Here is a 22,596-nt window from a genome sequence, read left to right on the forward strand (position 1 = left end):
ACCGGACCGTGCGGTTTCGTGGTCCGTGTTCCTGCTCTCCAGTTTTCAGGCAGCGAAGCCCCCGCTTGCCCTGACCTAAGTCGTTGGCCGAAGCCGTTGGGCAGTCCCGATGAAACGATGCCCGTTTGAGGTGGGCGGCCGTCCCGTCGGGTGACTCGGAGCTTGTCCGTGTCGGGGGAGGCGGTTTCTACTTGCGTTCTAGACCCGAGTCAAGGATGGCCAACAAGTTTTTCGGGCCAATTTGTTCGGTTTTGAGACGCTGATCTCGCACCCGCAATTGCGAACAACGTGACGCGCACAATTGTTCTCAGCTCGGGCGAGGGCTTCTCGCCCGCTTGCGGACGCCTTCCCAGACTGGTTCACCGAGGGCAGCGAACTCATTCGCCCGACTCGGGGACAGGCGCGTCGGGCTCTTCGCCGAGATTCTGCAGGCCGGTGCTCTCGTCGGGCCTTGGGCCGGTCGGCGGGGGCGGCTGGCCTGGATCGTGGTTGGCGCCGGGCTCGTGCGCGGGATCGACACCGCCCGCACCGCCGCCGGGCTTGCCGCCGGACTCGCCGCCGAATTGGCCGCCGTTGGTGGTCGGCTCGTCCAACTCGAGCGGGCTGTCCGCTTGGCCCTTGCCCTTCTTCCCTTTTCGCTTGCCCTTGCGACCGCGCTTCTTGGCGCTGGTCTCGTCGCCCTTCGCGTTGAGCACGCCTTCATCTTGGGCGTGCTTGACCATCGCCTTGATCAGCGCGACGAGCTCGTCGTTGGCCGGCATGAGGTGATGGTGGAAGGGCGGCTCGGACTCCGCGTCCCAGCGCAAGAACAGCAGCATGATCTCGCCCTTGAGCGCGCCGGGGAGCTCGTCGGCGCCGCCAACCTCCACCAGCAGGCGTTCGGGGGCGTCCTTTGGCAGGTTGCCGAGCAGGAACTCGCCGATCTCGACCTCGACGAACTGATCTTGACGGCCCTGGTAGCGGCCGCGACCCCAGACTTGCTCGATCCGAACCAACATCACGATGTCGGCGTGGCCCAGGCGGGCCTGAAACAGCTGCTGGTCCGTGACATCGTTGGGGGCGCGACCCTGAAGGTTGATCGCGGTGGGCGTGTAGGAATCGTCAAACGCGATCGCCTTGCCCGACTCCCACGGTTGCGCGTCCTTGGGCGCCCGCAGCTCGCTGATCGTGCCGCCCTTGTCGCGGTTCTTACAGCCGCCCCCTGCGAACGAGACAGCCAGGACCGCGGCCAAGAGCGGGATGCGCAAGGACCGACTCATCAACACACCCCTGGCAGCCCGTGGCGTCACGCGGGCGAGAGTAGCGCCCAGCGAAGCCCAAGGCGAGGGGCCGGACGGTCGCAGGACCTGCGCCCGGACCGGCTTGGGCTCCGAGCGCGCGTCGTTTCGTGGTAGCTCTGAGCCCGCCGTGACCATGCCTGAGATCCCACGTCCGACCGGCCTCGCTTCCTTCATCTGTGCCCCGATCGGGCCCGCCTCCACGCTGCTCGGGGCGACGCTGCTGCTCGCGCTGAGCGGGTGCCCAGCGACGCCCCCCGAAGCGGGCAAGGCCGACACCAAGGCAGCTGCGGGCAAGGCCCCCGCGAACGCCAACGCCAACGCAGGCGACACCAAGCAGCCGCCAGCTGCAGAGCAGGCGCCCGCCGAGGACAACTGCTGTCGCTACTGCTTTGTCGGCACGCCCTGCGGTGACGAGTGCCTGCCCGAGGGCAAGACCTGCGACAAGCCCGAGGGAGAGGGCTGCGCGTGTAGCAAAGACAAGCGCGTCGCTCGTGAATTCCGCAAGGGCTTCCGGTTGCCGCCCAAGGCCGGGCTGATCGGGCCCGACGTGTTCAACTACAACAAGTCGCAGGGTGACCCGATCGACGGGCCGTTCACCCTCGAGATGGCCTTCGCGGGCGACGCGGACCTGGCGGATGTGAGCAAGGGCAAGCTCACCGCCGTGTTCGACACCAGCATGGGCACCTTCGAGTGCGAACTCTATGAAGAGAAGGCGCCGCTGACGGTGGCGAACTTCGTCGGCCTCGCCCGCGGCGTCCGTCCGTTCTTGGATCCCCGCGACCGCAAGGCCGAGGAGTGGAAGCAGGCGCCCTACTACGACGGCACGATCTTCCACCGCGTGATCGCAGACTTCATGCTGCAAGGCGGCGACCCCACCGCGATGGGCGTTGGCACGCCGGGCTACTTCATCCCCGACGAGTTTGATCCCGAGCTGCGCCACAAGGGCCCCGGCTACTTGTCGATGGCCAACCGCAACCCCTACGACCCGGCCACCAACAAGCCGATCTACGACGACCTGACCGGCCTGACCGTAGGCAACACGGGCAGCGCCCAGTTCTTCGTGACCGTCCGCGACACGATGGCGCTCAACGATCGCCACACGATCTTCGGCTTCTGCCCTGACCCCACGCTTCCAATCGAGATGTCGAAGGTGCGGACCCAGAGCCGCCCGATCCCCGACAAGCCGTTCGAGGACATCGTCATCAAGACGCTGACCTTCAAGCGCAAGTAACCGAGTCCCATCAAGGTTGGTCACCAGGTGGTCATCGACGCGATGCCCCGCTGCAGTCCCAACCAAGTTTGGTCACCACGTAGTCATCGCCGCGAAGCGGTCCCAACCAAGCTGGGTCACCACGTCGCCATCGCCGCGAAGCGGTCCCAACCAAGTTTGGTCACCACGTAGTCGTAGGTGAGAAGCTCCCGCGCTACAGCGCTCAGAAGAAGCCCCCTTGCAGGGGGCCACACATGCCCCCGCGAACAAACGCCCCATGGGGAGCGAGCGAAGCGAGTGACCGCGAAGTGCGAAAACGTATGTGGGGGTAATGGAAGGACCCCCTCAGCGGGTGATGCCGATGATGCGCCAGCTGCCGAAGCGCTTCTCGAGCATCAAGATCACCGTGTCGCCGCCGATCTCCACGACCGTGTAGAGCCGCCCCTCGCCCTCCTCGACCCCGGCGGGGACCGAGCCAAACTTCTTGCGCAGGCCCGCGGCGCTGTAGGTGCCGCCGACCTTGGCGGCCTTGCCCGAGACCTCTTCGGACATCGCCTCGAGCAGACCCTGCAGCTCTTCTTTGGACTTGGCGGCGACCTTCGAGCCGCTGTGGAAGGGCAGCGCGCTGCGGTTGACCATCGTCGTGGTCTCGCCCTTGGCGAACGCGCGCGCCCAGTTCTTGGCGACCTCGATCGCGACTGGATCGATGACCTCGGCCTTCGCTGGCTCGCCGGTCTCGCTGGTGCCGGACTCGGCAGCGCTGCCCGCTGGTGGACCGGCCGGCGGCGCCGAGCTACCCGAGCGACCCCCCGACAACCCCACGCCAGGCTTCTTGGGTGCGGGGACCAACGACGAGCCCGGGGTTCCAGTCCCGCCCCCGCCCAAGCCGCCTGAGCCGCGCCCGCCCGGGGCGACGAAGGGACCCTGGCGAGGCGGGACCGCCCCCGAACCATCACCGCCACCCGCGACGGGATCCGCGGGCTTGGGTGGTGGCCGAGCTGGGCCCTGGGCGATCCGCGACGCGCCTGGGCCCTCGCCCCCACGATGGAGCTGCTCGGCCTCCCCGACTGGCGCGCCGCCAGCCGGCGTGGGCGAGCCGTCGTTGCGGACCAAGGCGCGCGTGTGCTCTTCGTGATGCCCGCCGCCGCCGCCCTCGAGGTGGTACTCCGCGTGCGGATCGGGGATGTCGCCGGCGCCCGCGTTGTCGAGGATGTAGGCCTGCGCGCCAAAGGTGCCGCACGCCCGCTCGTTGCGGTGAAACGCCCAGTGCATGTAGATCTTGCCGTTGCCGCTGCGGATCTCTTTGGGCGGGTTTGGATAGGGCCCCGACGCAATCACGATCTCGCGGGCGGCGGCATCGAACGAGGAGTTGCCGGAGTGATGAACGGTGCGGACCTTGTCGATCGTGCCGTCGCCGTTGATCACGATCTCGACCTTGGTCCACAGCTCGAGGTTGTTGAGCGGGTGGCTGGCGGGCCGACCCTCGAGCGCTTGGAGGTAGCCGAACGCCCAGGCCTCGTGGATGTCGCGATGCATGGTCGCGATGTAGCGAGCGAAGGGATGCTTGCGAGAGTTCAGCGCGGTCTGGTTGCCGACCTGAACCTCGGGGACCATGTTCTCGAGCGGCGACTGGTAGGCCTTGCGCGCGTCGTCCCACACGCCCTCGTTCTTGCTCAGCTGCAGTGACTCGACGTTCTTGGGCGCGTTCTTGTCGTTGCCGTAGAGCGCGTCGAGCTCATTGCGCGACAGCTTGAACTGGTAGCGCGGGTCCCGACGCATGACCTTCGCCTGCTGATCCTGGGCGAGCATGCTGGCCGACTCGAGCTGGGCGACGCCGAGCGAGCCGTCGTCGGCCTCGATCGCCAGATCCTCGCGGGCCTCCATCGCCTTGGTGTGCTCGCGCTCCGCGAGCTCGCGCGTCGCCAGCATGGACACGGGGTTGGGGTCGCTCTGCTCGGGCCGCTGGTCGCGGTCCTCGGGCCGAACATCGGGGGCTTGGAGGGCCTTGGCGCTGCGCTGGGTCTCGGTCTGACGGATCTCGTCTTCGGCCGCGGTGCCGCGCTCGGGGCTGTTGCTTGGCTCGACCTGGCTGGCCTGGGCCACGCGCGCGTCTTGGCTGAGGTTGGTGATCTCGGCCCGGGTCTGCTCGGCGACCTTGCGATCGATGTTGGACAGATAGTCGGCGTCTTCGTTGGTCTGCCCGTCGTCGAACTCGTCGAGCTGCTCGACCATCTTCATGTTCTCGGGCACCGGCTCGATCTCTTGCGGCGGCGGCGGCTCGACCTCGGGCTCGGGCTCGGGCGCCGGCTCGGGTTCGGGCGCTTCGGGCTCCGGCTCCGGCTCCGGCGGCGGCGGCTCGACGATCTTCCAGTCCGGCTCTTCTTCGTCGGGCTCGGGCTCTTCGAGTTCAGGCTCGGGCTTCTCGGGCTCGGGCGCCGGCTCGGGCTCGGTCAGCTCGATGACCAGCAGCTCTTCGTGCTTGGCCTCGAAGGGCTCGGTCTCGAGCAAGGTGACGGCGCTGCCCACGACGACGAAGTTGGCAACGCTCGAGCCCAACAACATGACGATCGCCACGGCGATCGGTACGCCGCGGCGATCATTGGAGAGCTGCTGTGAGACCCGGTGGGCCACGCCTCATGGTAGCAGGGAAGGACTGCGGTGGTCGTGCCACCAGCGGCGTCCGAGGCGCGCCCCACAGCCCCTGAGGAGCGAAGCGACCCAGACGCGTCAGCGGCCGCAGTCGGCGAAGTCCAAGGTCACGCAAATGGAGAGGCACCCGCCAAACTCCAGGTGCCCAGACGAGAGCCCCCTTCGAGGGGGCCACACATGCGGATGCGAGGTGCGAAACCGCCTGTGGGGGTCACAATCGACCACGCAAATGGAGAGGCACCCGCCAAACTCCAGGTGCCCAGACAAGAGCCCCCTCCTAGGGGGCCACACATGCGGATGCGAACAAACGGCCCGTTGGGAGCGAGCGAAGCGAGTGACCCCGAGGTGCGAAACCGCCTGTGGGGGTAACGACTAGTGCATGCGGCGGTAGATGCCGACGACCTTGCCGATGATGTCGATCGCCCGGAACTCCGAGCGGTGGACGACGATCGGCTGCATGGTCGAGTTGGCCGGCTGCAACCGGACGCGGTCACCCTCGTGGAAGATCCGCTTGCAGGTCGCCTCGCCGTCGATCATGGCGACCACGATCTCGCCGTTCTCGGCGGTGGACTGCTTGCGAACGAAGATGTAGTCGCCGTCGTAGATGCCGTCGTCGATCATCGACTCGCCGCGGATCACGAGACCAAAGACCTCTTTGGAGGGCGCCTTGCCGATGAAGAAGCGGTCGATCGTGACCCGATCGCTGACGTTCTCTTGAGCGAGGATCGGCTGACCGGCGGCGACTTGGCCGACGATCGGGATCGAGACCTTGGCGTCGTCGCAGTCGACGGGACGCAGCGCGCGACTCTTGAGTTCCTCGCGGACGAGGTAACCCTTGCGCTCGAGCGCCTTGAGGTGGTCGTTGACACCGTTCGTGGAGCGGATCCCCATGTGCTCGCCGATCTCCCGGAGGGTCGGCGGGTATCCGCGCTCATCGAGACAGTAGGAGATGTAATCGAGCGCTTCGCGCTGACGGGCAGTTAGAGGCTGTCGCACTGGTTTCTCTCCAGGGGTGGCCAGGTCTCGAGGGAGACCTGAACGCTTGGCCGGTTTGGGTTGAGGAGTCCCGGCCAGGGGCTGGCCAAGCGCACAGGCGCTCAGCACTGAACATGTGTATGGAATGTCGCGGTCGAGGTCAAGCCGTCGAGAGATCGCGTGCCCCGTCGGACGGTCGGTCGGCCAAACTGGCCAAGAACTGGCGAAGGGCGAGGCAGCCGTAGGATGCTGGATCGGTGGCCAGGTGCGCAAAAAATCACCATTTTCGAGCGAGCCCGGATCCCGACCCCCAACGGGGGGCCGCCACGGGGGTCGCGGCGGGATCCGAGGTCGGAGCGGGGGACGACAGGCGGGCCGAACGAGATCGGCGCGGCCGCGACGCGGCTGGACCGTCCCATCCATACGGAGGGCCGGACCGACGCCAGGGCCCGCGCCGCGCGGCCGAGCTGCCCTCGTCGATCTGGCGACAACCGCTGGTGGTGGCGCTGGCGATCGTTCTGGGGATCGCCGCGGGGCTCGTCTTCGATTCGCTGTCGCGCCAGCCGCGGACCGAGGTTGCGACTCGGACTGCCCACGCAGCACCCGCCGCAACCGTCGATCCCGAGGCGCTCGCGGGGGTTCAGGCGCTCCGGGACGAGGCCGAAGCGCTGACCCGGGCACAGGTCGAGCTCGACGAGACCGCGCACGAGCGGTGGATGCCGCGCGTGGCGCTGATCGAGCGAGCCCTGGAGGATCCCGACACCCCTCCCCTGCTCCGCGACGAGCTGAGCGCGACGATCGACGCGCTCGAGTGCGTCGGCGTGCTCGGCGGCCCCGAGACCGCGACCTGTGCCACACTTGACCGGTGAACCGCAGCATCAACCACGAGCGTCCGTCATGAGGAACCTGTTGGTCCGCGCAATCGTCACCGGATTTGGACTGCGCATCGGCTCGGAGCTGGCCAAGTTCGTGGCCCAGCGCGTGCTGCCGCAAGACAAGGACAAGAAAGGAGGCGAGGACGACGAGGACGACGCGCTCCGCTCAACCACCTCCGAGCCCCCAGAGGTGTAATTTTACCCCCACATACGCTTTCGCACTTCGCGGTCACTCGCTTCGCTCGCTCCCAATGGGCTGGCTGTTCGCTACCGCATGTGTGGCCCCCTACAAGGGGGCTTCTTTTTTTACCCCCACATACGGCTTCGCACTTCGCGGTCACTCGCTTCGCTCGCTCCCAATGGGCTGGCTGTTCGCTACCGCATGTGTGGCCCCCTAGGAGGGGGCTTCTTTCTTTACCCCCACATACGGCTTCGCACTTCGCAGGTCACTCGCTTCGCTCTTGTTCGCTGGGGTGGTCCCCTCGCGGGGGCTCTTGGTCTGGGTACCTACGGCCACCGGAGGGCGCTCCAACTACGTGTCGATCTCGGCTTGCCTCGCTCCCAAGGGGCTGGCCGTCTGCGTGACGGCTCGGCTATTTTTCCGAGTTGGGCTTGGAGCCGTCGGCGGGCTTGGGGGATCGTGGATCCGGTTTGGCGGCTCGCGGCTCTGGCTTGGCGGCGCGCGGCTCTGGCTTGCGCTCTTCCGGGTGCCCGACGGTTGCTTCGCTGGTGCGAATGTCGGGCTCGAGGCGGCCGGACTCGTCGCGGCGAAATCGGATCTCGGTCTTCATCTCGATGACCAGGCCGGAGACAATTTCTTGGACCAGATCCGCGGCGTCCATCTTGTCGAGGAACCCGCGGACCTCCTGTGAGATCATGCGGACCAGCTCCTCTTTGGTGCCCTGGGCGACGCCCGTGACGAGGCCCTGGCCGCGCTTGATCGCGGCGCTCGAGTCACCCCAGATGCTCGAGATCAACGAGTCGCCAAGCCGACGGAACGAGCGATCGCGCTCGTGATCCTCGCGCTCCTCACCCTTGTCCGCTTTCTCGGATGCGTCGGGGGCGCTGTCGTCGTCCTGGTCCTCGTGGTCCGCCACGCGCCCACGCTAGCCCTGTCCCGCACCAGTTGCCAGCGTGTTGACGGGGCGCTGGCCATCCGGCGTTGACTGGGGCACAACAGTTGGGTGCCAGGCCGTCGATGCTACCCGTCATGGATGTGCAACGTGGCCGTCACCGGATTGTTGATCTCGAGCGCCTCGATGGCGGGGTGCCTGGGGTTCGGCGGGCCGCTGGTCGGGGACACCAACGATGATGATGACGGGACCGACACGTCAACCGAGACCGGCGCCGATCATCGCTGCGGTCCAACCTCGGGCGTCGTCGATCGCGTGATCGACGGCGACACGATCCTGCTCGAGTCCGGCGATCGCGTCCGTTACATCTTGGTCGACACCCCCGAGATCACAGCAGGCAAGAACGAGTGCTGGGGCGCAGAGGCGAGCGCCTACAACGAGATGCTGGTCGAAGGCCAGACGATCAGCATCGAGTACGACCAAGAGTGTGAGGACCAATACGGGCGGCTGCTCGCCTACGTGAGCGTTGATGGCATGGAGGTCAACCGCGCGCTGCTCGAAGGGGGGTACGCGTGCATCCTGCACATCTCGCCCAATGGCGACGCCAAGTTCGCGGCCTACCAAAACCTCGAGAACACGGCAAAACAAGCGGGCGTCGGCATGTGGAGCGCGTGCGCAAAGGTTACATGCGAGTGGTGATGCGCCGCGCGATCGCGTGGGCTTGGCGTGGGAGATCTCGCCCAGGCTGAAAACACTTTGCCCCACCTCGCGCCTGGGACGGGTACCCATCTTTTGTTATGAGCCTTCCTGACCCTGGGCGACGCCCCAGGTTGGACTGGTTCGGCACGATCATGACGACGCACTCGCCTCGCACCCTCCCTGGTTTTTCTTTTCTCATCGTCGGACTCGCGCTGGCGGGACCAGCCTGCACCGGCTTCATCAACGGCGATGAAAACGGCGACGCCGATACCACCGGCGACGCCGATACCACCGGCGACGGCGACGGTGATGGCGAGGACACGACGATCTACGCGATCCAACAAGGTGCGTCCGACGGCAGCTTCCCGGACAAGACCCAGGTGACCGTCAAGGGCGTGGTCGTGACCTCGCCGGTTGACGCAGAGAAGGGGCTGGTGTTCGTCGAAGAGCCGATGGGCGGTGAGTGGTCGGGGATCTCGCTGTACCTGTGGGACGAGGTCGTGATGGCGGCGCAGCTGCAGCCCGGAGACATCGTTGACCTGGTCGGCGAGTACACCGAGTTCTACGAGACCTCGCAGATCATCATCAAGAACCCTGGCGACCTCGTGGTCGTGGGCTCGGTCGGCAGCGACGGGCTGCCGGGTCCCGACATCGTCAACGCCGCCGACGTGGCCCGGGACAACCCTGCGGCCGAGCCGTGGGAGGGCGTGCGCGTGCGGATCAACGACGCCGTCATTCAAGCGTCCAACGACGGGTTTGGCCAGTACCTGCTGGTTGGCGACGCGCTGGTCGGCAACGCGTTCGTGGATCCGCTGCCCAAGGTCGCGATCATGGGCAGCTTCGCCTCGGTGACGGGCCCGCTCCACTACTCCTTCAACGAGTGGAAGCTGCAGCCCGCCGTGGCCAGCGACCTCGACGGCTACACCGGCCCGCCGACGCCCGTGGAAGACACCTCGATCTACGACATCCGCGAGGGCAACGTCCCGCAGGGCATGGTCGTGCTGCTCGAGAACGTCGTCGCCAGCTCGGGGCTGACGTGGAGCAACGATCCCGAGGCGGCGTTCTACGTGCAAGAGCCAGGCGGCGGCGCGAACTCGGGGATCCGGGTGTTGGTCTCCAACAAGTCGGGTCTGGAGGTCGCGGCGGGTGACGATGTCACGGTCGCCGGTCTCTACACCGAGGCCTTCGGTGTCAGCCAGATCGCCATCGCCGACGCGTCCGCGGTCACCGTCAACTCGAGCGGCCCAAGCCCCGCGCCCGAGGTCATCGCCGACCCCGCCTCGCTGATCGCGGGCGGCAGCATGGCCGAGCAGTTCGAGAGCGTGCTGGTCCAGGTCGAGAACGTCACCGTCACCAACGAGAACCCCGACGCGCCCGAGGAGTACGGTGAGTTCGAGATCACCGGCGGCCTGCGCGTCAACGACGAGTTCTTTGCGATCGCCGACTGGATGAAGCCCGCCATGGGGGCCAGCTTCGCGTCGATCGCCGGCGTGCTCGAGTACAGCTACGAAGTCTACAAGCTGGATCCACGCACCAACGCCGACCTCGTCGCCAACTGAGCAGTCAACCTGCTCGCCGCACCGCTGTCAGCCGCAGCGGGATGCCCGTCTGGCCGCCGTTCGGCCGCAGGGGCCCAAGCAAACCCAGCCGGCCCATAGGATATCGCCATGCATCGATCGCTCCGCTCCTCCTTCGCCTCGATGTCCATGGTGATCACGCTGGCGGCCTGCCCGGCGGATCCCGGCGCCGACGAGACCGAGGTGACGACGGCCGCCACGCTCGAAGACAGCAGCACCGACAACCCCTCCACCACCACGGGCGAGGGCTGCCAGAGCGACGCCGAGTGTGACGGCCACCCCAACGGCCCCGTGTGCGACGAGGCCGACGGGCAGTGCTACCCAGAGTGTGAGCCGGGCGACGACGATGACTGCTACGAGGGCCCCGCGGGGACCCTGGGTCTTGGCCCCTGCGCCGAGGGCACGCGCACCTGCCAGCCCGAGGGGACCTGGGGGCCCTGCCTCAACCAGGTGTTGCCGGTTGACGAGATCTGCGACGACGACATCGACCAAGACTGCAACGGCGAGCTGTTTGGCACCGACAAGGACGGCGACGGCTGGAGCACCTGCGAGGGTGACTGCTGCGATGACGAGATCGTCGGCTGCGTCGACGCGCACCTCGTCAACCCTGGCGCGTTCGAGGTCCCAGACAACGGCGTCGACGACGACTGCGACGGCATGACCGATGAGGTCGATCCCAGCTGCGACGGCGGACTCAACAGCAACTCGAGCACCGGCCTGCACTACGCCCGCGCGATCGAGCTGTGCCAGACCACCATGGAAGACGCGCCCCTGGCCGAGCGCAGCTGGGGCGTGATCTCGGCCCAACTGACCCTCGCCAACGGCGACAGCGCACCGCTCCCGGTCCAGCGCTCGATCCGTCAGGCGTTTGGCGACGGGATCGTCCCCAGCGGCGGCGAGAGCCTGGTCGTGCTGTCCAGCGGCAACGCGGCCTCGCCCGGGCAGACGTCGCCGGACTTCGCCGCGTTCGAGAGCGGGCAGAACCTGGGGACCACCGTGCAAGCGCCGGCCGACTGGGTCGCGGCCAACGGCGGCGTGTTTCCGGCCTCGTGTGAAGGCCTCAACCCCACGGGCAACACCGAAGCCAACGACTCGGTGATGTTGACCCTGCGCGTGCGCGTGCCGACCAATGCCCGCTCGTTCACCACGCGCATGTTCTTCTTCTCGGCCGAGTACCCCGAGTGGGTCTGCAGCGAGTTCAACGACTTCTTCGTCGCGCTGATCGACAGCGGCTCGCCCGAGAACCCGGCCGACAAGAACATCGCGGTGTTCGACGACGGCCAGAACCTGTGGCCGGTCGGCCTCAACATCCTCAAGACCGCGCCCGGCCTGTTTTCGGTCTGCCCAAGCGGCAACGTTGGCTGCCAGGGTGACCTCCCGCAGGAGTACTACGAGTGCACCGAGGGCCCCGATCTGCTAGCCGGCACGGGCTTCGACGCGTTCGACACGGGCAACTCCTGCAACGGCGCCGGGTTTCCGGTCGGCGGCGGGACGGGGTGGTTGGAGATGTCGGGCAACGTCGAGCCTGGCGAGATCATCGATATACGCTTCGGCTTGTGGGACGCCGGCGGCCACCTGTTTGACGCTGTCGTGCTCTTGGATAACTGGCGCTGGTCGCTAGACGCGGCCTCGCCCGGCGTCAGTACGCCGTAACCTGTTCGTCATATTGGCCTCGCTCGTAGGACCCTCATGCGCATCATTGGTTTGCCCTCCACTAATTTTTTGTTGACCGTGGCGCTGCTTGTTGGCGGGACCGCCTGTCAGGGTGACGACGTGACCGCGACGACCCGCCCCTCCGAGACCGGTGGCGATGGCGATGGCGATGGCGACATGTGTGACGACTGCGATGGCATGACCGTCGGCGATGGCGACGGAGATGGGGATGGCGATGGCGATGGCGACGGCGACGGGGATGGCGATGGCGACGGGGATCCAGGCGACGGCGATGGCGACGGGGATCCGCCGCTGGTCGACTGCATGAACCCGCTGCCCCCCGCCAGCGAAGGCGTCTGCGATGCCCAGGGCCAAGCCGGCGGCAGCTTGCTGATCCAGGGCGACGTGCTGGGCCCCGAGACCATGTACATCAACGGCGGCGGCGTGCTGATCGACAACGGCTTCATCACCTGCGTCGGCTGCGACTGTGCGGTGGATCCGGTGGCGATCGACGCGACGCTGACCTGCGCCGACGCGGTCATCACCCCGGGCTTGATCAACACCCACGACCACATCACCTACGCAAACAACTGGCCGATCGGCGACGGGCCCGATCGCTACGAGCACCGCCACGACTGGCGCGAGGGCCTCAACGGCCACGCCCCCCTGCCCTACTCGAGCGGCGCGCCAACCGAGGACATCCTCGCCGCCGAGCTGCGCTTCGTGATGGGCGGCGCGACCTCGACGGCCGGCGCTGGCGGCCGCCCCGGCCTGCTGCGCAACGTGGACACGGGCAACAACGAGGGGCTGCCGCTGCAGGCCGCCGACTCCGACACCTTCCCGTTGGACGACGCCAGCGGGATCCAGCGCGACGGCAGCTGCACCTTCGGCAACAACCCCACCAGCGAGGCCCACGTCGCCGGGCTCGACGCCTACCTGCCACACATCGGTGAGGGCATCGATCGCTACGCCAACACCGAGCTGGTCTGCACGGCGATCAACCCCGACGTGATCGAGGCCAACACCGCGATCGTCCACGCGACCGGGGCAACCCTGAACGAGGCCCAGATCATCAGCGACGCCAACGCCCAGGTGATCTGGTCACCCCGCTCCAACGTGGTGCTGTACGGGGCGACCGCGCCGGTCACCATGATGGCCACGCTCGGGGTCAACCTCGCGCTTGGGACCGACTGGTTGCCATCGGGCAGCATGAACATGCTGCGCGAGCTCGCCTGCGCTGGGTACCTCAACGAGGTCCACCTCGATCACTACTTCAGCGACAAGCAGCTGTGGGAGATGGCCACGACCAACGCCGCGTTCGCGGTCGGGGCCCAGGCCGGGCTTGGCATGATCAAGCCGGGCTATGTCGCGGATCTCGCGATCTTCGCCAAGGACGGGGAGCAGGGCCACGGCGCGGTCGTGCGCGGCCACGAGACCAAGGTCGCGCTGGTGCTGCGCGGCGGCGTGCCGCTCTACGGAGACGCGGCGCTGCTGGCCTCCACCGCGATCGGTGGGGACAGCTGTGAGCCGCTCGACGTGTGCGGCGTGGCCAAGCGCGCGTGCGTGTCAAACGACACCAGCTCCACCCTCGCCGCGCTGCAGGCGATCGCCGACTACCCGCTTGGGTTCTGCCCCGACGAGGTCCCGATCGAAGAGCCGACCTGCGTCCCGTGGCGACCGATCGAGTTCCCCGACGGGCCAACCGACGACGACCTCGACGGCGACGGCATCAGCAACGACATGGATCTGTGCCCGCTCGTGTTCAGCCCGGTGTTCTCGTCCGGCGCCGTGCCGCTGTGGGACCAGCAGCCCGACGAAGATCTCGATGGGCTGGGCGACGTGTGCGATCCGTGCCCAAGCGACGAGCTCGACACGTGCAGCAACGCCGCCGCCAACGACTTCGACGGCGACGGCGTCCCGAACGGCACCGACAATTGCCCGCACGATCCAAACGCCGACCAAGCCGACGTCGACCAAGATGGCCACGGCGACCTGTGTGACGACTGTGGCGAGTCGAACCCGGGGTTTGACGCGTGCCCAACCTCGGTCGAGTCGCTGGCCGACGAGAGCCACCCCGATCACCCGCCCGATGGCAGCTCCGTCACCGTCAAGGGTGTCTACGTGACCGCGGTGCGCCCCAACGACGTCGGGTTCTGGGTCGAGACGGGGACCCAGCAGCCGTTTACCGGGCTCGCGGTGTTCAGCAACGGCAACCAGCCCGCGCTCGCGGTCGGCGACATCGTCGATGTCACCGGGGTCTACACGGAGTACTTCGGCCTGGTCGAGCTCACCAACCCCAGCGTGGTCATCGTCGACAGCGGCAGCCCCTTGCCGTTCGAGCCCTTGGTCGTCGACCCAGCCAGCATCGCAACCGGCGGGCCGCAGGCCGAGCCCTACGAGGCCATGTTGCTGCAGGTCAATGACGTCACGATCACCGTGCAGAACGCCGACGGTGGCATGGACTTCGACGAGTTCACCGTGACCGGCGGCCTGCGGATCAACGACACCAACTACCTCGCGCTCGACAACACCTGCCCGGTTGGCAGCATGTTCACCTCGATCGTCGGGACCTTGGACTTCAGCTTCTCGAACACCAAGCTCGAGCCGCGCGACGCTGCTGACATCGCGTGGATCAACTGCAACCCGGCTCCCTGAGTCAGCCGGCCCACAGGCCGAGCCGCCAACCCGGCCCCGCTCGCGCGTGGCCTCCGCGCCCGCGGCCAGAGCATGTCTGCACCCGGTGACGACGCTCGCTACCGCGGCGGACCAGGCAAGATCGCGCGTTGCTACCATTCCCACGGTAGCTAACCGCCATTTGATTCACCCCGCAAGCCCGCCCACGGACCCTGCAGAACGTGAATGCGAAGTGTGCGCCGACTCAAACTAGGGTGAAACATGCGAGGTGTGACCGTCTTTTCGCGGCTCTGGGAATGTGCTAGAGGGGCTGCCGCGTGTTGGGGGCGCCAGCCCCGAACCCGTTGTTTCTCCCCGTTCGGGGCTTCTCACTGCGCTTACCCCTTATCTCGTCGGCAGCCGATTTGGCCGCCACCACGATCGTCACACCTACACCTACATCTGCAACTTTGTAGGTGGATGACGAACGAAGTGGTAACTCACAGGAAGTCCCCCAACCGGAGCAGAAACGATGATCTTCGCCTACATCGGAAACCTCACCGCCGCCCTCGTCAGCATTGGTCTCCTCGTCGGTACCTTGCGCTTCACGAGTCGCGCCAACTGAGCGAGTTCGCTCAGTCGAGTTTCGACACTCGACATACCCGTGATGCGGCTCACTAGTCTAAGCTGGAGCGACGGACCGCACCCAGTCGCGCCATGAGTGAGTCGCATCAAGACACGCCAGCCCCCGGAGCCTCGCCGCGAGCCTCTACCTGCGAGGGCGCACCAGCTCGAAAGCGCGGCGCCTTCTCGGTGTCCGAGATGCTGCGGCAAGCCGAGGTGTCGCCGCTCGACGAGATCGATCTGCAGGACGCCAACGAGCTGCGCCTGCTCTTGCGTGGTGAGTCCGTGATCGACTGGCACCGCCTCGATCTCGAGACCGAGGCCGACGCTCGCCGGCTGCTGGCCCTCAACGCGTTCGATTGGGACGACGAAGGTGACCGCCGACGGATCGAGACGCTGCGCAGCTACGCGGTCGACTACCTGCACCGCGTGCTCAATTTCCACCTCGACGAAGAGGTCGCGTACACGGCTTCGTTCATCGAGCTGCCGCTGCTGGCCTCGGGCAAGGGCACGCGCAAACAGCAGCGAAGCGCGTGCGTGCTGTTGAAGGTCATGCACATCCTGCATCACCTCGACGCCCGCGAGCTGCGGACCCGGCTCGCGCTCGCCGACACCGAGCTGTTCGAGTCCGTCGAGCAGAGCGTGCTGGCGATCTTCGATCAGCTGCGCTCGAGCGGCGCGCCCGTGGTCGAGTTCGCGTGGTCTCGCAAGACCCGCGAGTCGCTGCTCACCAAGATGCTCGTCAAGCGTGAGACCAGCGCGGCGCGGGTGTTTGATCGGCTGCGGTTTCGGCTGATCGTCAAGCGCGCGGAGGATCTGGTCCCCGTCCTGCGGACGATGCTGCGCAAGCTGATCCCGTTCAACTACGTCGTCCCCGGTCAGACCGTCAACAGCTTGATCGATCTGCGCGATCTCGCGATTGGCCCGAGCCGCCTGACCACCGACGAGGGCCGCCGCGCAGAGACCAACGAGTTCTCCGGCGCCAACTTCCGGGTGATCAACTTCATCGCCGACCTGCCGGTCCGCGTCGATCGCCTGACCCGCGACAACCCAGGTCTCCACGATCAAATGGGCGACGACGACCGCGGCGACATGGTGTTCGTGCTCGCGGAGTTCCAGCTGATCGACGCCGAGACAGCCCGCGCCAACGAAGAGGGCGAGTCCTCGCACGAGGCCTACAAGAACCGGCAGCACGCCCGGGTCCGCGAGCGAATGCTGCGGGTCACCTCGGAGCCGCGGGCCGACAAGAAGCTGCAGCGCGCGCTTCGGGCCGCCGCAGACGCAGAGGCCAAGGCCCTCGACTCGGACAAACTGTTGGATCGCGTGGTCCAGGCCGACGAGTCGTAGCGGCGATCAGTCTGGGGTCGCGCCCTCATCTGGATCGGCGACCACCAGCTCCCAGCGCAGCTCGCCGTGCTTGGCCCGGCACCACTGCTCGCCGCAGACGAAGTAGTCCACGGTCGCGCGGATCTCATAGGCGCCCGGCACCGTTGGCGCCTTGATCGGAACCCGCAGGCGCGGCTGAACGGCGAGCGGATCGACGACGGCCGACCAGCCCAGGCGGTTGTCGATCAAGTCGAGCTCACTCGGCTGGACCCTGGTCAGCAGCGGGAGCTCGCGCTCGGGTGCCTCGAGCAGCAACAGCGAGAGCTCGCCCGCCTGACCAGGCGCGAGCGTGGGGACCGGCAGCGCGCGGACCTGCGCCGTGATCGGCTCGCGCAAACCGTCGTCGGCATCGCCCGCCCACGCCATGTCGAGCGTCGTGGCGCCAACTCCGAGCGCAAGTCCAAGCCCGAGCGCAAGCCCAAGCCCGCGCCCACACCCAGCCGCGCCCGCGCGCCAGTCGTCCGCCCTCACCACGCGATCATCATCCCCCACCCAAGCGTGCGCTGCCAAGTCAGAACCCTTCACTACGCCGCCCCCGCCGCGATCCAGCGGGCCGCTTCGCAACGCCGTTGACGATGCACGCGAGGCCGCAAAATCCGAACCCGTGGCGGCGACGGAGCCGCGTGGAACGCGGGTTGCACAGATATTCGGGCATGGAACCCCAAACATCCCCCGTCCACACCGCCGACACCCGCGCCAATCTAGAGAAGACATCCGAACGGCAGCTGGGCCGGGCACCGAGCAAGGCGGCCATCGCAGGTCACCCGATTCATCCGATGCTCGTGCCGTTTCCGATCGCGTTGCTCTCGCTCGTCCCGGTTACCGACATCGCTTTCGCGGTGACCGAGTCTGTGTTTTGGGCATCAGTCTCGTATTACGGGCTCTGGGCCGGGCTGGTTGGCGCCGGTCTGGCCGGCCTCGTCGGACTCATCGACTTCATCGGCGTACCGCGAGCACGCAGCGTCCGTGCAGGGTGGGCGCACCTGTTTCTCAATGTTGCGATCGTGGCGCTGGCCACGGTGAACCTGATCCTGCGCGGCGGTGACACGATCGTGCACATTTTGCCCGCGGGTCTGATCTTGTCGATCGTCGTCGCGGGGCTCTTGCTCGCGAGCGGTTGGTTCGGCGGCGAGCTGTCTTATCGCCACGAGATCGGCGTGATCGGCCCCGACGAGCCTCCAGTCAGGCGCTGAACTGAACCTCAGGGCAAGTCGCGGACCCTGGTCACGCGGTTGCGGCCGTGCTCTTTGCAGTAATACAGCGCCTGGTCGGCCTTCTCGATCAGCTCGTGCCGATCCAGCCCGTCGCCGGGGAACTCGGCCACGCCCAGCGACAAGGTGATCGAGAAGCTGCCGTTGTCCGAGGTGATCGACTGGGCCGCGATCTCCTCGCGGAGCCGATTGGCGAACACGGCCGCGCCCTCGCCGTCGGTGTCGGGCAGCACCAGCACGAATTCTTCGCCGCCGTAGCGGGCCACGATGTCGACCTTGCGCGCGTGCTGGGTGAAGATCGCCGCGACCCGCTTGAGCACCGCGTCGCCGACCGGGTGCCCGTAGGTGTCGTTGACGCTCTTGAAGTGATCGATGTCCGTGAGGATGATCGAGAACTTCTGCCCGGTCCGCTCGGCGAGCGCGTGAAGGTGCTCGAGCCGCTCTTGAAACGCGCGGTGGTTGGTCAGCCCGGTCAGGCCGTCCGTCGTCGCCCGCTCCTCCATCGACTCGTACATCCGGGCGTTCTGCAGGCTGACGCCAACCTGGTGCGAGATCACCCGCAGCATCTCGCGGGCCGCTGGCGGGTAGGCCTTGGCCCGCGAGCTCACCAGCGTGACCGTGCCAAGCACTTGCTCACCGCGGACCAGCGGCAGCACCAGCACGCTGCGGGCCTTGTCCAGCTTGGTCCCGGGATCGAACACCGCGACCGAGGTGTCCGCGTACTCGCCGTTGGCCGGCATGTGGTGGCGGTTCTTGATCGCCATCGAGACCAGCGCGACGCCGTCACGGAAGCGCTTGGCCTCGAGCGAGCTCGCCAGCGCGCGCCAGTGCTCGAGCTCCCGCTCGCTCAACCCCTGCTGATCCAGCTGCGCGTTGCAGCGGACCGCGATCACCTCGTGGACACCTGCGCCCGCGTCGTGACGGGTGATCACCGCGAGCTCGTAGGGCGCCATCGCCCCGAGCGCGGCGAAGGTCTTGGCGTACACGTCTTCGAGGGTCAGCGCCTGATTGAGCAGCTCGCTGGCCCGGTAGAACTGCTCTTGCTCGTACTTGCCCCGCTCGACCGCCGCGAACGCCCGCTCCTGCTCGATGATCCGCAGGCACTGGCTGCCGGCCTTGATCAGCGCCTCTTGCTCGAGATCGCTAAACGGGCGGTTGTCGATCCGGTCGGCGCACAAGAACCCGCGCACGACCTTGCCGTCGGTCAGCGGCACCGCGCACAGATCCGTGACCGGCTCGGGCCCTTGGTAGTAGGGCGGCAGCCGACGCCCGCCGAGCGACTTGAGGCGCAGCGGCTTGGGATCCCGCAGCACCGCCGCGAGCACCCCGGGCGACTCGATCGTGGGGGTGTCGATCACCATCTCCGAAGCCGTCGCCATCTCCTTGATCACCAGCCGCGGGGTCTTGCGCGAGTCAACGCGCTCGCCCGGCTTGCGCTCCTCGTCGTCGGCCTCGACCCACAACAGCGCCGCGGTGTGCAGCTCGAGCGAGACGCTCAGCAGATCGATCGTGAAGAACAGCTGCTCGTGGATCGCCTGGACGGCCCCCTGCCCCATGCGCAGCTCTTCTTCTTCACGGCTGCGGACCGCCCGGCTCGCAAGCGGCAGCTGCGACGCGATCAGGCGAAAGTCGCGGGCCTCTTGCCGAACCCGCGCCAGCTCGGCGCTGACCGACTCCGCGTGCTGGCCTCGCAGCCGTCGCGCGAGGCTGGTCAGGACCAGCAAGTTGCCGGCCGCGAAGAACAGCAGATAGGTCAGGTGCATCGCAACGATGCCCCAGTGGCCTTCCAGCCCGGCGCGGCCGCTCGCGTAGCCAACCAGGATCTCGAGCACGCAGGTCGCCGCCAGCCAGATCCCCGCGATCCAGCGCTGCTTGTTGACGATCAACAAGAACGAGACCAGCGCGTAGACCAGCGGATACAAGAAGCTCCCGAGCCCGCCGGTTGCGACGATCAGGATGTAGACCCCGGTCACCAGCAACAGGCCCAGCTCGATCTCGTGGGCCGCGTCCACGCTCAGCGTGGCGCCGGCCCGACGCCGCCCCCCCTCACCTGCGACCGGCCCGAGCTCACGCATGACCGCCCGGCCAAGCGTGGCCGCGTAGACCGCCAGCCCCGTCAGCACCAGCAGCTCGCCCGACCACAGACGGGTCGCCGAGAACTGGCCCATCGCCATCAGGTAGGCGAAGGCCACCACGACGATCAAACCCCACCACTCGATCGCCTGGCGGCGAGCCCGAAAGAACGTGCGCGCGAGTACGGTCATCGCTGAGCTCCGGTTCCCCGCGTGCGCGGGGCTTGCGGGCGGTGCAGCTCGAACACGAGCTCGCCCGGCTTAATCATGTTGAGGTCCTCGCGAGCGATGCGCGCGAGCTCCCGGTCCACGCGCTCATGCGAGCTGGGGTCGTCGGGGTCGCGGTGCAGCGCGTCGACTTCGGCGTCGAGCAGGCGAATCTCGTCGCGCAGCCGCGAGTTGCTCTCGACCAAGCCGTCGCGCTCGGCCCGGACCCGCGCGAGATCCTCGGCCCCGAGGTGCTCGTAGTTGGGCAGGAACGCCAGCGCGGCGGTGATGAACAAGGCCAGCAGGATGCGATTGAGCCAGGTCATCGGCGTCGGTGCTCGCAAGGTACGGATCCGGCCCCTCGCCCGCAAAAAATCGGTCCGCTCACGCACCCGACCCCTGCGCGCTTGCACAGGGCGCGGTACAACCGTCGCCGCATGCAGAGCCGCTGGTCGGATCAAGACGCGCGCACGTACATCGAGCGCTACGCCAACGCCCCCCACGCCAACGAGGACCTCGCCCTGCGCGTGTACAGCTCGCGCCTGATCGGGCGGGAGCCCAGCTTGGTCCTGCACGGCGGCGGCAACACCTCGGTCAAGACCCAGCTCGTCGACGACACGGGCGAGCTCGTTGACGTGCTGTGCGTCAAGGGCAGCGGCTGGGATCTTGGCGACATCGAGCCCGCCGGGTTGCCGGCCGTGCGGCTTGACACGCTGACGGGTCTGCGCGCGCTCGAGGCCATGAGCGACGAGGACATGGTCAACGCCCAGCGGACCCGCCTGCTCGACGCCAGCGCGCCGAACCCCTCGGTCGAGACCCTGCTGCACGCGTTCTTGCCGGCCAAGTTCATTGACCACTCCCACGCCGACGCGATCCTGGCCTGCGTGGACCAGCCCGAGGCCGCGCGGATCTGTGCGTCCTTGTTTGGTGATCGCCTGGCGCTGGTGCCTTATGTGATGCCTGGGTTCGCGCTGGCCAAGCTCGCGGCCGAGGTCGCCGAAGCCAACCCCAAGGCCGAGGGGCTGTTGTTGCTGCAGCACGGCCTGTTCACCTGGGGGGCGAGCGCGCGCGAGTCCTACGAGCGCCACGTGTGGGCGGTCGACGCCGCTCAGCGCTACGCCGGATCGTGGCAGCAAGCGCAGGATCCTTCCGCCAGCGCGGCGCCCAGCGTCGAGCCTTCGCGGTTTTACCCCGAGCTGCGCGGCCGGCTTGGCGAGGGGCAGCGGCGCTACTACTTCGACATGCGCAGCAGCGACGCGATCCGGCGCTTCGTCGATCGTGAGGATCTCGCCGCGGTCTCGCAGCGCGGGCCGGTCACGCCTGACCATGTGATCCGAACCAAGGCCTCGCCGCTGCTGCTCGACCTTCGCGGGCGCCAAGCCGGCGAAGGCGACGTCGCCGAGATCGAGCGGGCGCTGTCCGAGTTTCGCGGCGCGTACCAGGCCTACGTCGCGCGTCAGGCCCAGGCCCGGCCCCACCGAAGCATCAAGGCGCTCGACCCGGATCCGCGGGTGATCTTGGCCCCGGGGGCGGGCGTGATGATCGGCGTGGGCAGCTCGCCCAAGGCCGCGCGGGTCGCTGCGGATCTGTACGAGCACACGATCGACGTGATCGAGGCCGCCGAGGCGATCGGCAGCTATCAAGCGCTGCCCGAGACGGATCTGTTTGACATGGAGTACTGGTCGCTCGAGCAAGCCAAGCTTGGCAAGAGCCAGCCGCGCGCGCTCGATGGCCACATCGTGCTGGTGTCGGGGGCGGCCCGGGGGATCGGCGAGGCCACCGCCCGCGCCTTCGCTCGCGCTGGCGCCTCGCTCTATTTGATCGATCGTGACGCCGAGGCCCTCGCCGCCGTCGCCAGCTCGCTGGGTGCGGCCAGCGAGATCGTCGACGTCAGCGACGAGCAAGCCCTGCGCCGCAGCGTACAAAACTGCGCGCTGACCTACGGCGGCCTCGACGGGGTCGTGTCAAACGCTGGCTACGCCCCGCAGTCACCGATCGCCAGCTGCTCGACCAAGCTGTTGCAGGCCAGCTTTGCCGTCAATTTTTTCGCCCATCAATGGCTTGCCAGCGAGGCCTTTAGCGTGTTCGAGCGCCAGGGCATGGGCGGCTTCTTGCTGTTCAACGCCTCCAAGGCCGCGTTCAACCCCGGTCCATTGTTTGGCCCCTACGCCCTGCCCAAAGCCGCGCTGGTGGCCCTGACCAAGCAATACGCGCTCGAGGGCGGCCCGCTTGGGGTCCGCGCCAACGCTGTCAACGCAGATCGGATTCGGACCGGCCTGATGTCCAGCGAAGACGTGCAGCGCCGCGCCGCCGCCCGCGGGCTCGAGGTCGACGCCTACTTCAAGTCGAACCTGCTCGCGCGCGAGGTCACCTCTGACGACGTCGCCGCGGCGTTCCTGCACCTCGCCCTGGCGCAGAGCACAACCGGCTGCGTGCTCACGGTTGACGGTGGCAACATCGCCGCGAGCCCGCGCTGAGCTTTCTCGAAGGGT

17 protein-coding genes are annotated in these 22,596 nt (G+C 67.5%); 10 read left to right on the top strand and 7 right to left on the bottom strand.

Annotated elements, in window-relative coordinates:
• Positions 1-377 precede the first annotated feature (377 nt).
• Complete coding sequence (locus DB30_RS16755) at positions 378-1,259, bottom strand: hypothetical protein (RefSeq protein ID WP_146659263.1); 882 nt, start codon at positions 1,257-1,259, stop codon at positions 378-380.
• Positions 1,260-1,413: 154 nt separating this feature from the next.
• On the opposite strand from DB30_RS16755, the gene DB30_RS16760 reads away from it, so the two are divergent.
• A complete protein-coding gene (locus DB30_RS16760) occupies positions 1,414-2,511 on the top strand; it encodes a peptidylprolyl isomerase (protein ID WP_205633005.1) in 1,098 nt (365 codons plus the stop codon).
• Between the two features lie 324 nt (positions 2,512-2,835).
• On the opposite strand, the gene DB30_RS16765 is transcribed toward DB30_RS16760, so the two are convergent.
• Positions 2,836-5,121 carry a TonB family protein gene (locus DB30_RS16765; RefSeq protein ID WP_052550069.1) on the bottom strand — a complete coding sequence of 762 codons (2,286 nt, stop codon included), beginning with the start codon at positions 5,119-5,121 and terminating at the stop codon, positions 2,836-2,838.
• A gap of 390 nt (positions 5,122-5,511) precedes the next feature.
• Complete coding sequence (gene lexA / locus DB30_RS16770; RefSeq protein WP_052550071.1) at positions 5,512-6,135, bottom strand: transcriptional repressor LexA; 624 nt, start codon at positions 6,133-6,135, stop codon at positions 5,512-5,514.
• Between the two features lie 479 nt (positions 6,136-6,614).
• Between lexA and DB30_RS16775 the strand changes: the two genes are divergently transcribed.
• Positions 6,615-6,983, top strand: coding sequence for a hypothetical protein (locus DB30_RS16775; RefSeq protein WP_146659268.1), 369 nt, complete (start codon positions 6,615-6,617; stop codon positions 6,981-6,983).
• Positions 6,984-7,011: 28 nt separating this feature from the next.
• The gene (locus DB30_RS16780; protein ID WP_153258341.1) at positions 7,012-7,185 is read left to right on the top strand and encodes a hypothetical protein; all 174 of its coding nucleotides are present in this window, start codon (positions 7,012-7,014) and stop codon (positions 7,183-7,185) included.
• Between the two features lie 397 nt (positions 7,186-7,582).
• Here the strand turns inward: DB30_RS16780 and DB30_RS16785 are convergent, their stop codons facing one another.
• On the bottom strand, positions 7,583-8,086 hold the full coding sequence (locus tag DB30_RS16785) for a hypothetical protein (protein WP_052550075.1): 504 nt from the start codon (positions 8,084-8,086) through the stop codon (positions 7,583-7,585).
• Positions 8,087-8,203: 117 nt separating this feature from the next.
• Between DB30_RS16785 and DB30_RS16790 the strand changes: the two genes are divergently transcribed.
• The 5 genes from DB30_RS16790 to DB30_RS16815 all read left to right on the top strand — a co-directional run bounded on the left by DB30_RS16790 (position 8,204) and on the right by DB30_RS16815 (position 16,575).
• Positions 8,204-8,761: a thermonuclease family protein gene (locus DB30_RS16790; RefSeq protein ID WP_146659269.1), complete on the top strand. Its 558-nt coding sequence runs from the start codon at positions 8,204-8,206 to the stop codon at positions 8,759-8,761.
• Between the two features lie 152 nt (positions 8,762-8,913).
• Positions 8,914-10,320: a single stranded DNA-binding domain-containing protein gene (locus DB30_RS16795; protein WP_146659271.1), complete on the top strand. Its 1,407-nt coding sequence runs from the start codon at positions 8,914-8,916 to the stop codon at positions 10,318-10,320.
• A gap of 108 nt (positions 10,321-10,428) precedes the next feature.
• Positions 10,429-11,991 (top strand): choice-of-anchor L domain-containing protein, encoded by a 1,563-nt coding sequence (locus tag DB30_RS16800; RefSeq protein WP_146659274.1) that lies wholly within the window; start codon positions 10,429-10,431, stop codon positions 11,989-11,991.
• A gap of 36 nt (positions 11,992-12,027) precedes the next feature.
• Positions 12,028-14,646, top strand: a complete 2,619-nt coding sequence (locus tag DB30_RS16810) for an amidohydrolase family protein (RefSeq protein WP_146659276.1) — start codon at positions 12,028-12,030, stop codon at positions 14,644-14,646.
• A 675-nt stretch (positions 14,647-15,321) separates the two neighbouring features.
• Positions 15,322-16,575, top strand: a complete 1,254-nt coding sequence (locus DB30_RS16815) for a TIGR04552 family protein (protein ID WP_146659277.1) — start codon at positions 15,322-15,324, stop codon at positions 16,573-16,575.
• Between the two features lie 6 nt (positions 16,576-16,581).
• Here the strand turns inward: DB30_RS16815 and DB30_RS16820 are convergent, their stop codons facing one another.
• Positions 16,582-17,088: a hypothetical protein gene (locus DB30_RS16820; RefSeq protein WP_146659278.1), complete on the bottom strand. Its 507-nt coding sequence runs from the start codon at positions 17,086-17,088 to the stop codon at positions 16,582-16,584.
• Between the two features lie 149 nt (positions 17,089-17,237).
• On the opposite strand from DB30_RS16820, the gene DB30_RS16825 reads away from it, so the two are divergent.
• Complete coding sequence (locus DB30_RS16825; RefSeq protein WP_165703810.1) at positions 17,238-17,807, top strand: DUF2231 domain-containing protein; 570 nt, start codon at positions 17,238-17,240, stop codon at positions 17,805-17,807.
• 8 nt (positions 17,808-17,815) lie between these two features.
• Here the strand turns inward: DB30_RS16825 and DB30_RS16830 are convergent, their stop codons facing one another.
• Positions 17,816-20,089, bottom strand: a complete 2,274-nt coding sequence (locus tag DB30_RS16830; protein ID WP_052550089.1) for a sensor domain-containing diguanylate cyclase — start codon at positions 20,087-20,089, stop codon at positions 17,816-17,818.
• Positions 20,086-20,430, bottom strand: coding sequence for an FtsB family cell division protein (locus tag DB30_RS16835; protein WP_052550092.1), 345 nt, complete (start codon positions 20,428-20,430; stop codon positions 20,086-20,088). Before DB30_RS16835 ends, DB30_RS16830 begins: the two co-directional genes overlap by 4 nt.
• 111 nt (positions 20,431-20,541) lie before the next feature.
• On the opposite strand from DB30_RS16835, the gene DB30_RS16840 reads away from it, so the two are divergent.
• On the top strand, positions 20,542-22,581 hold the full coding sequence (locus tag DB30_RS16840) for a bifunctional aldolase/short-chain dehydrogenase (protein WP_052550094.1): 2,040 nt from the start codon (positions 20,542-20,544) through the stop codon (positions 22,579-22,581).
• Positions 22,582-22,596: the final 15 nt, after the last annotated feature.

It is taken from the genome of Enhygromyxa salina, from assembly GCF_000737335.2.
Taxonomy (GTDB): Bacteria; Myxococcota_A; Polyangia; order Nannocystales; family Nannocystaceae; genus Plesiocystis; species Plesiocystis salina_C.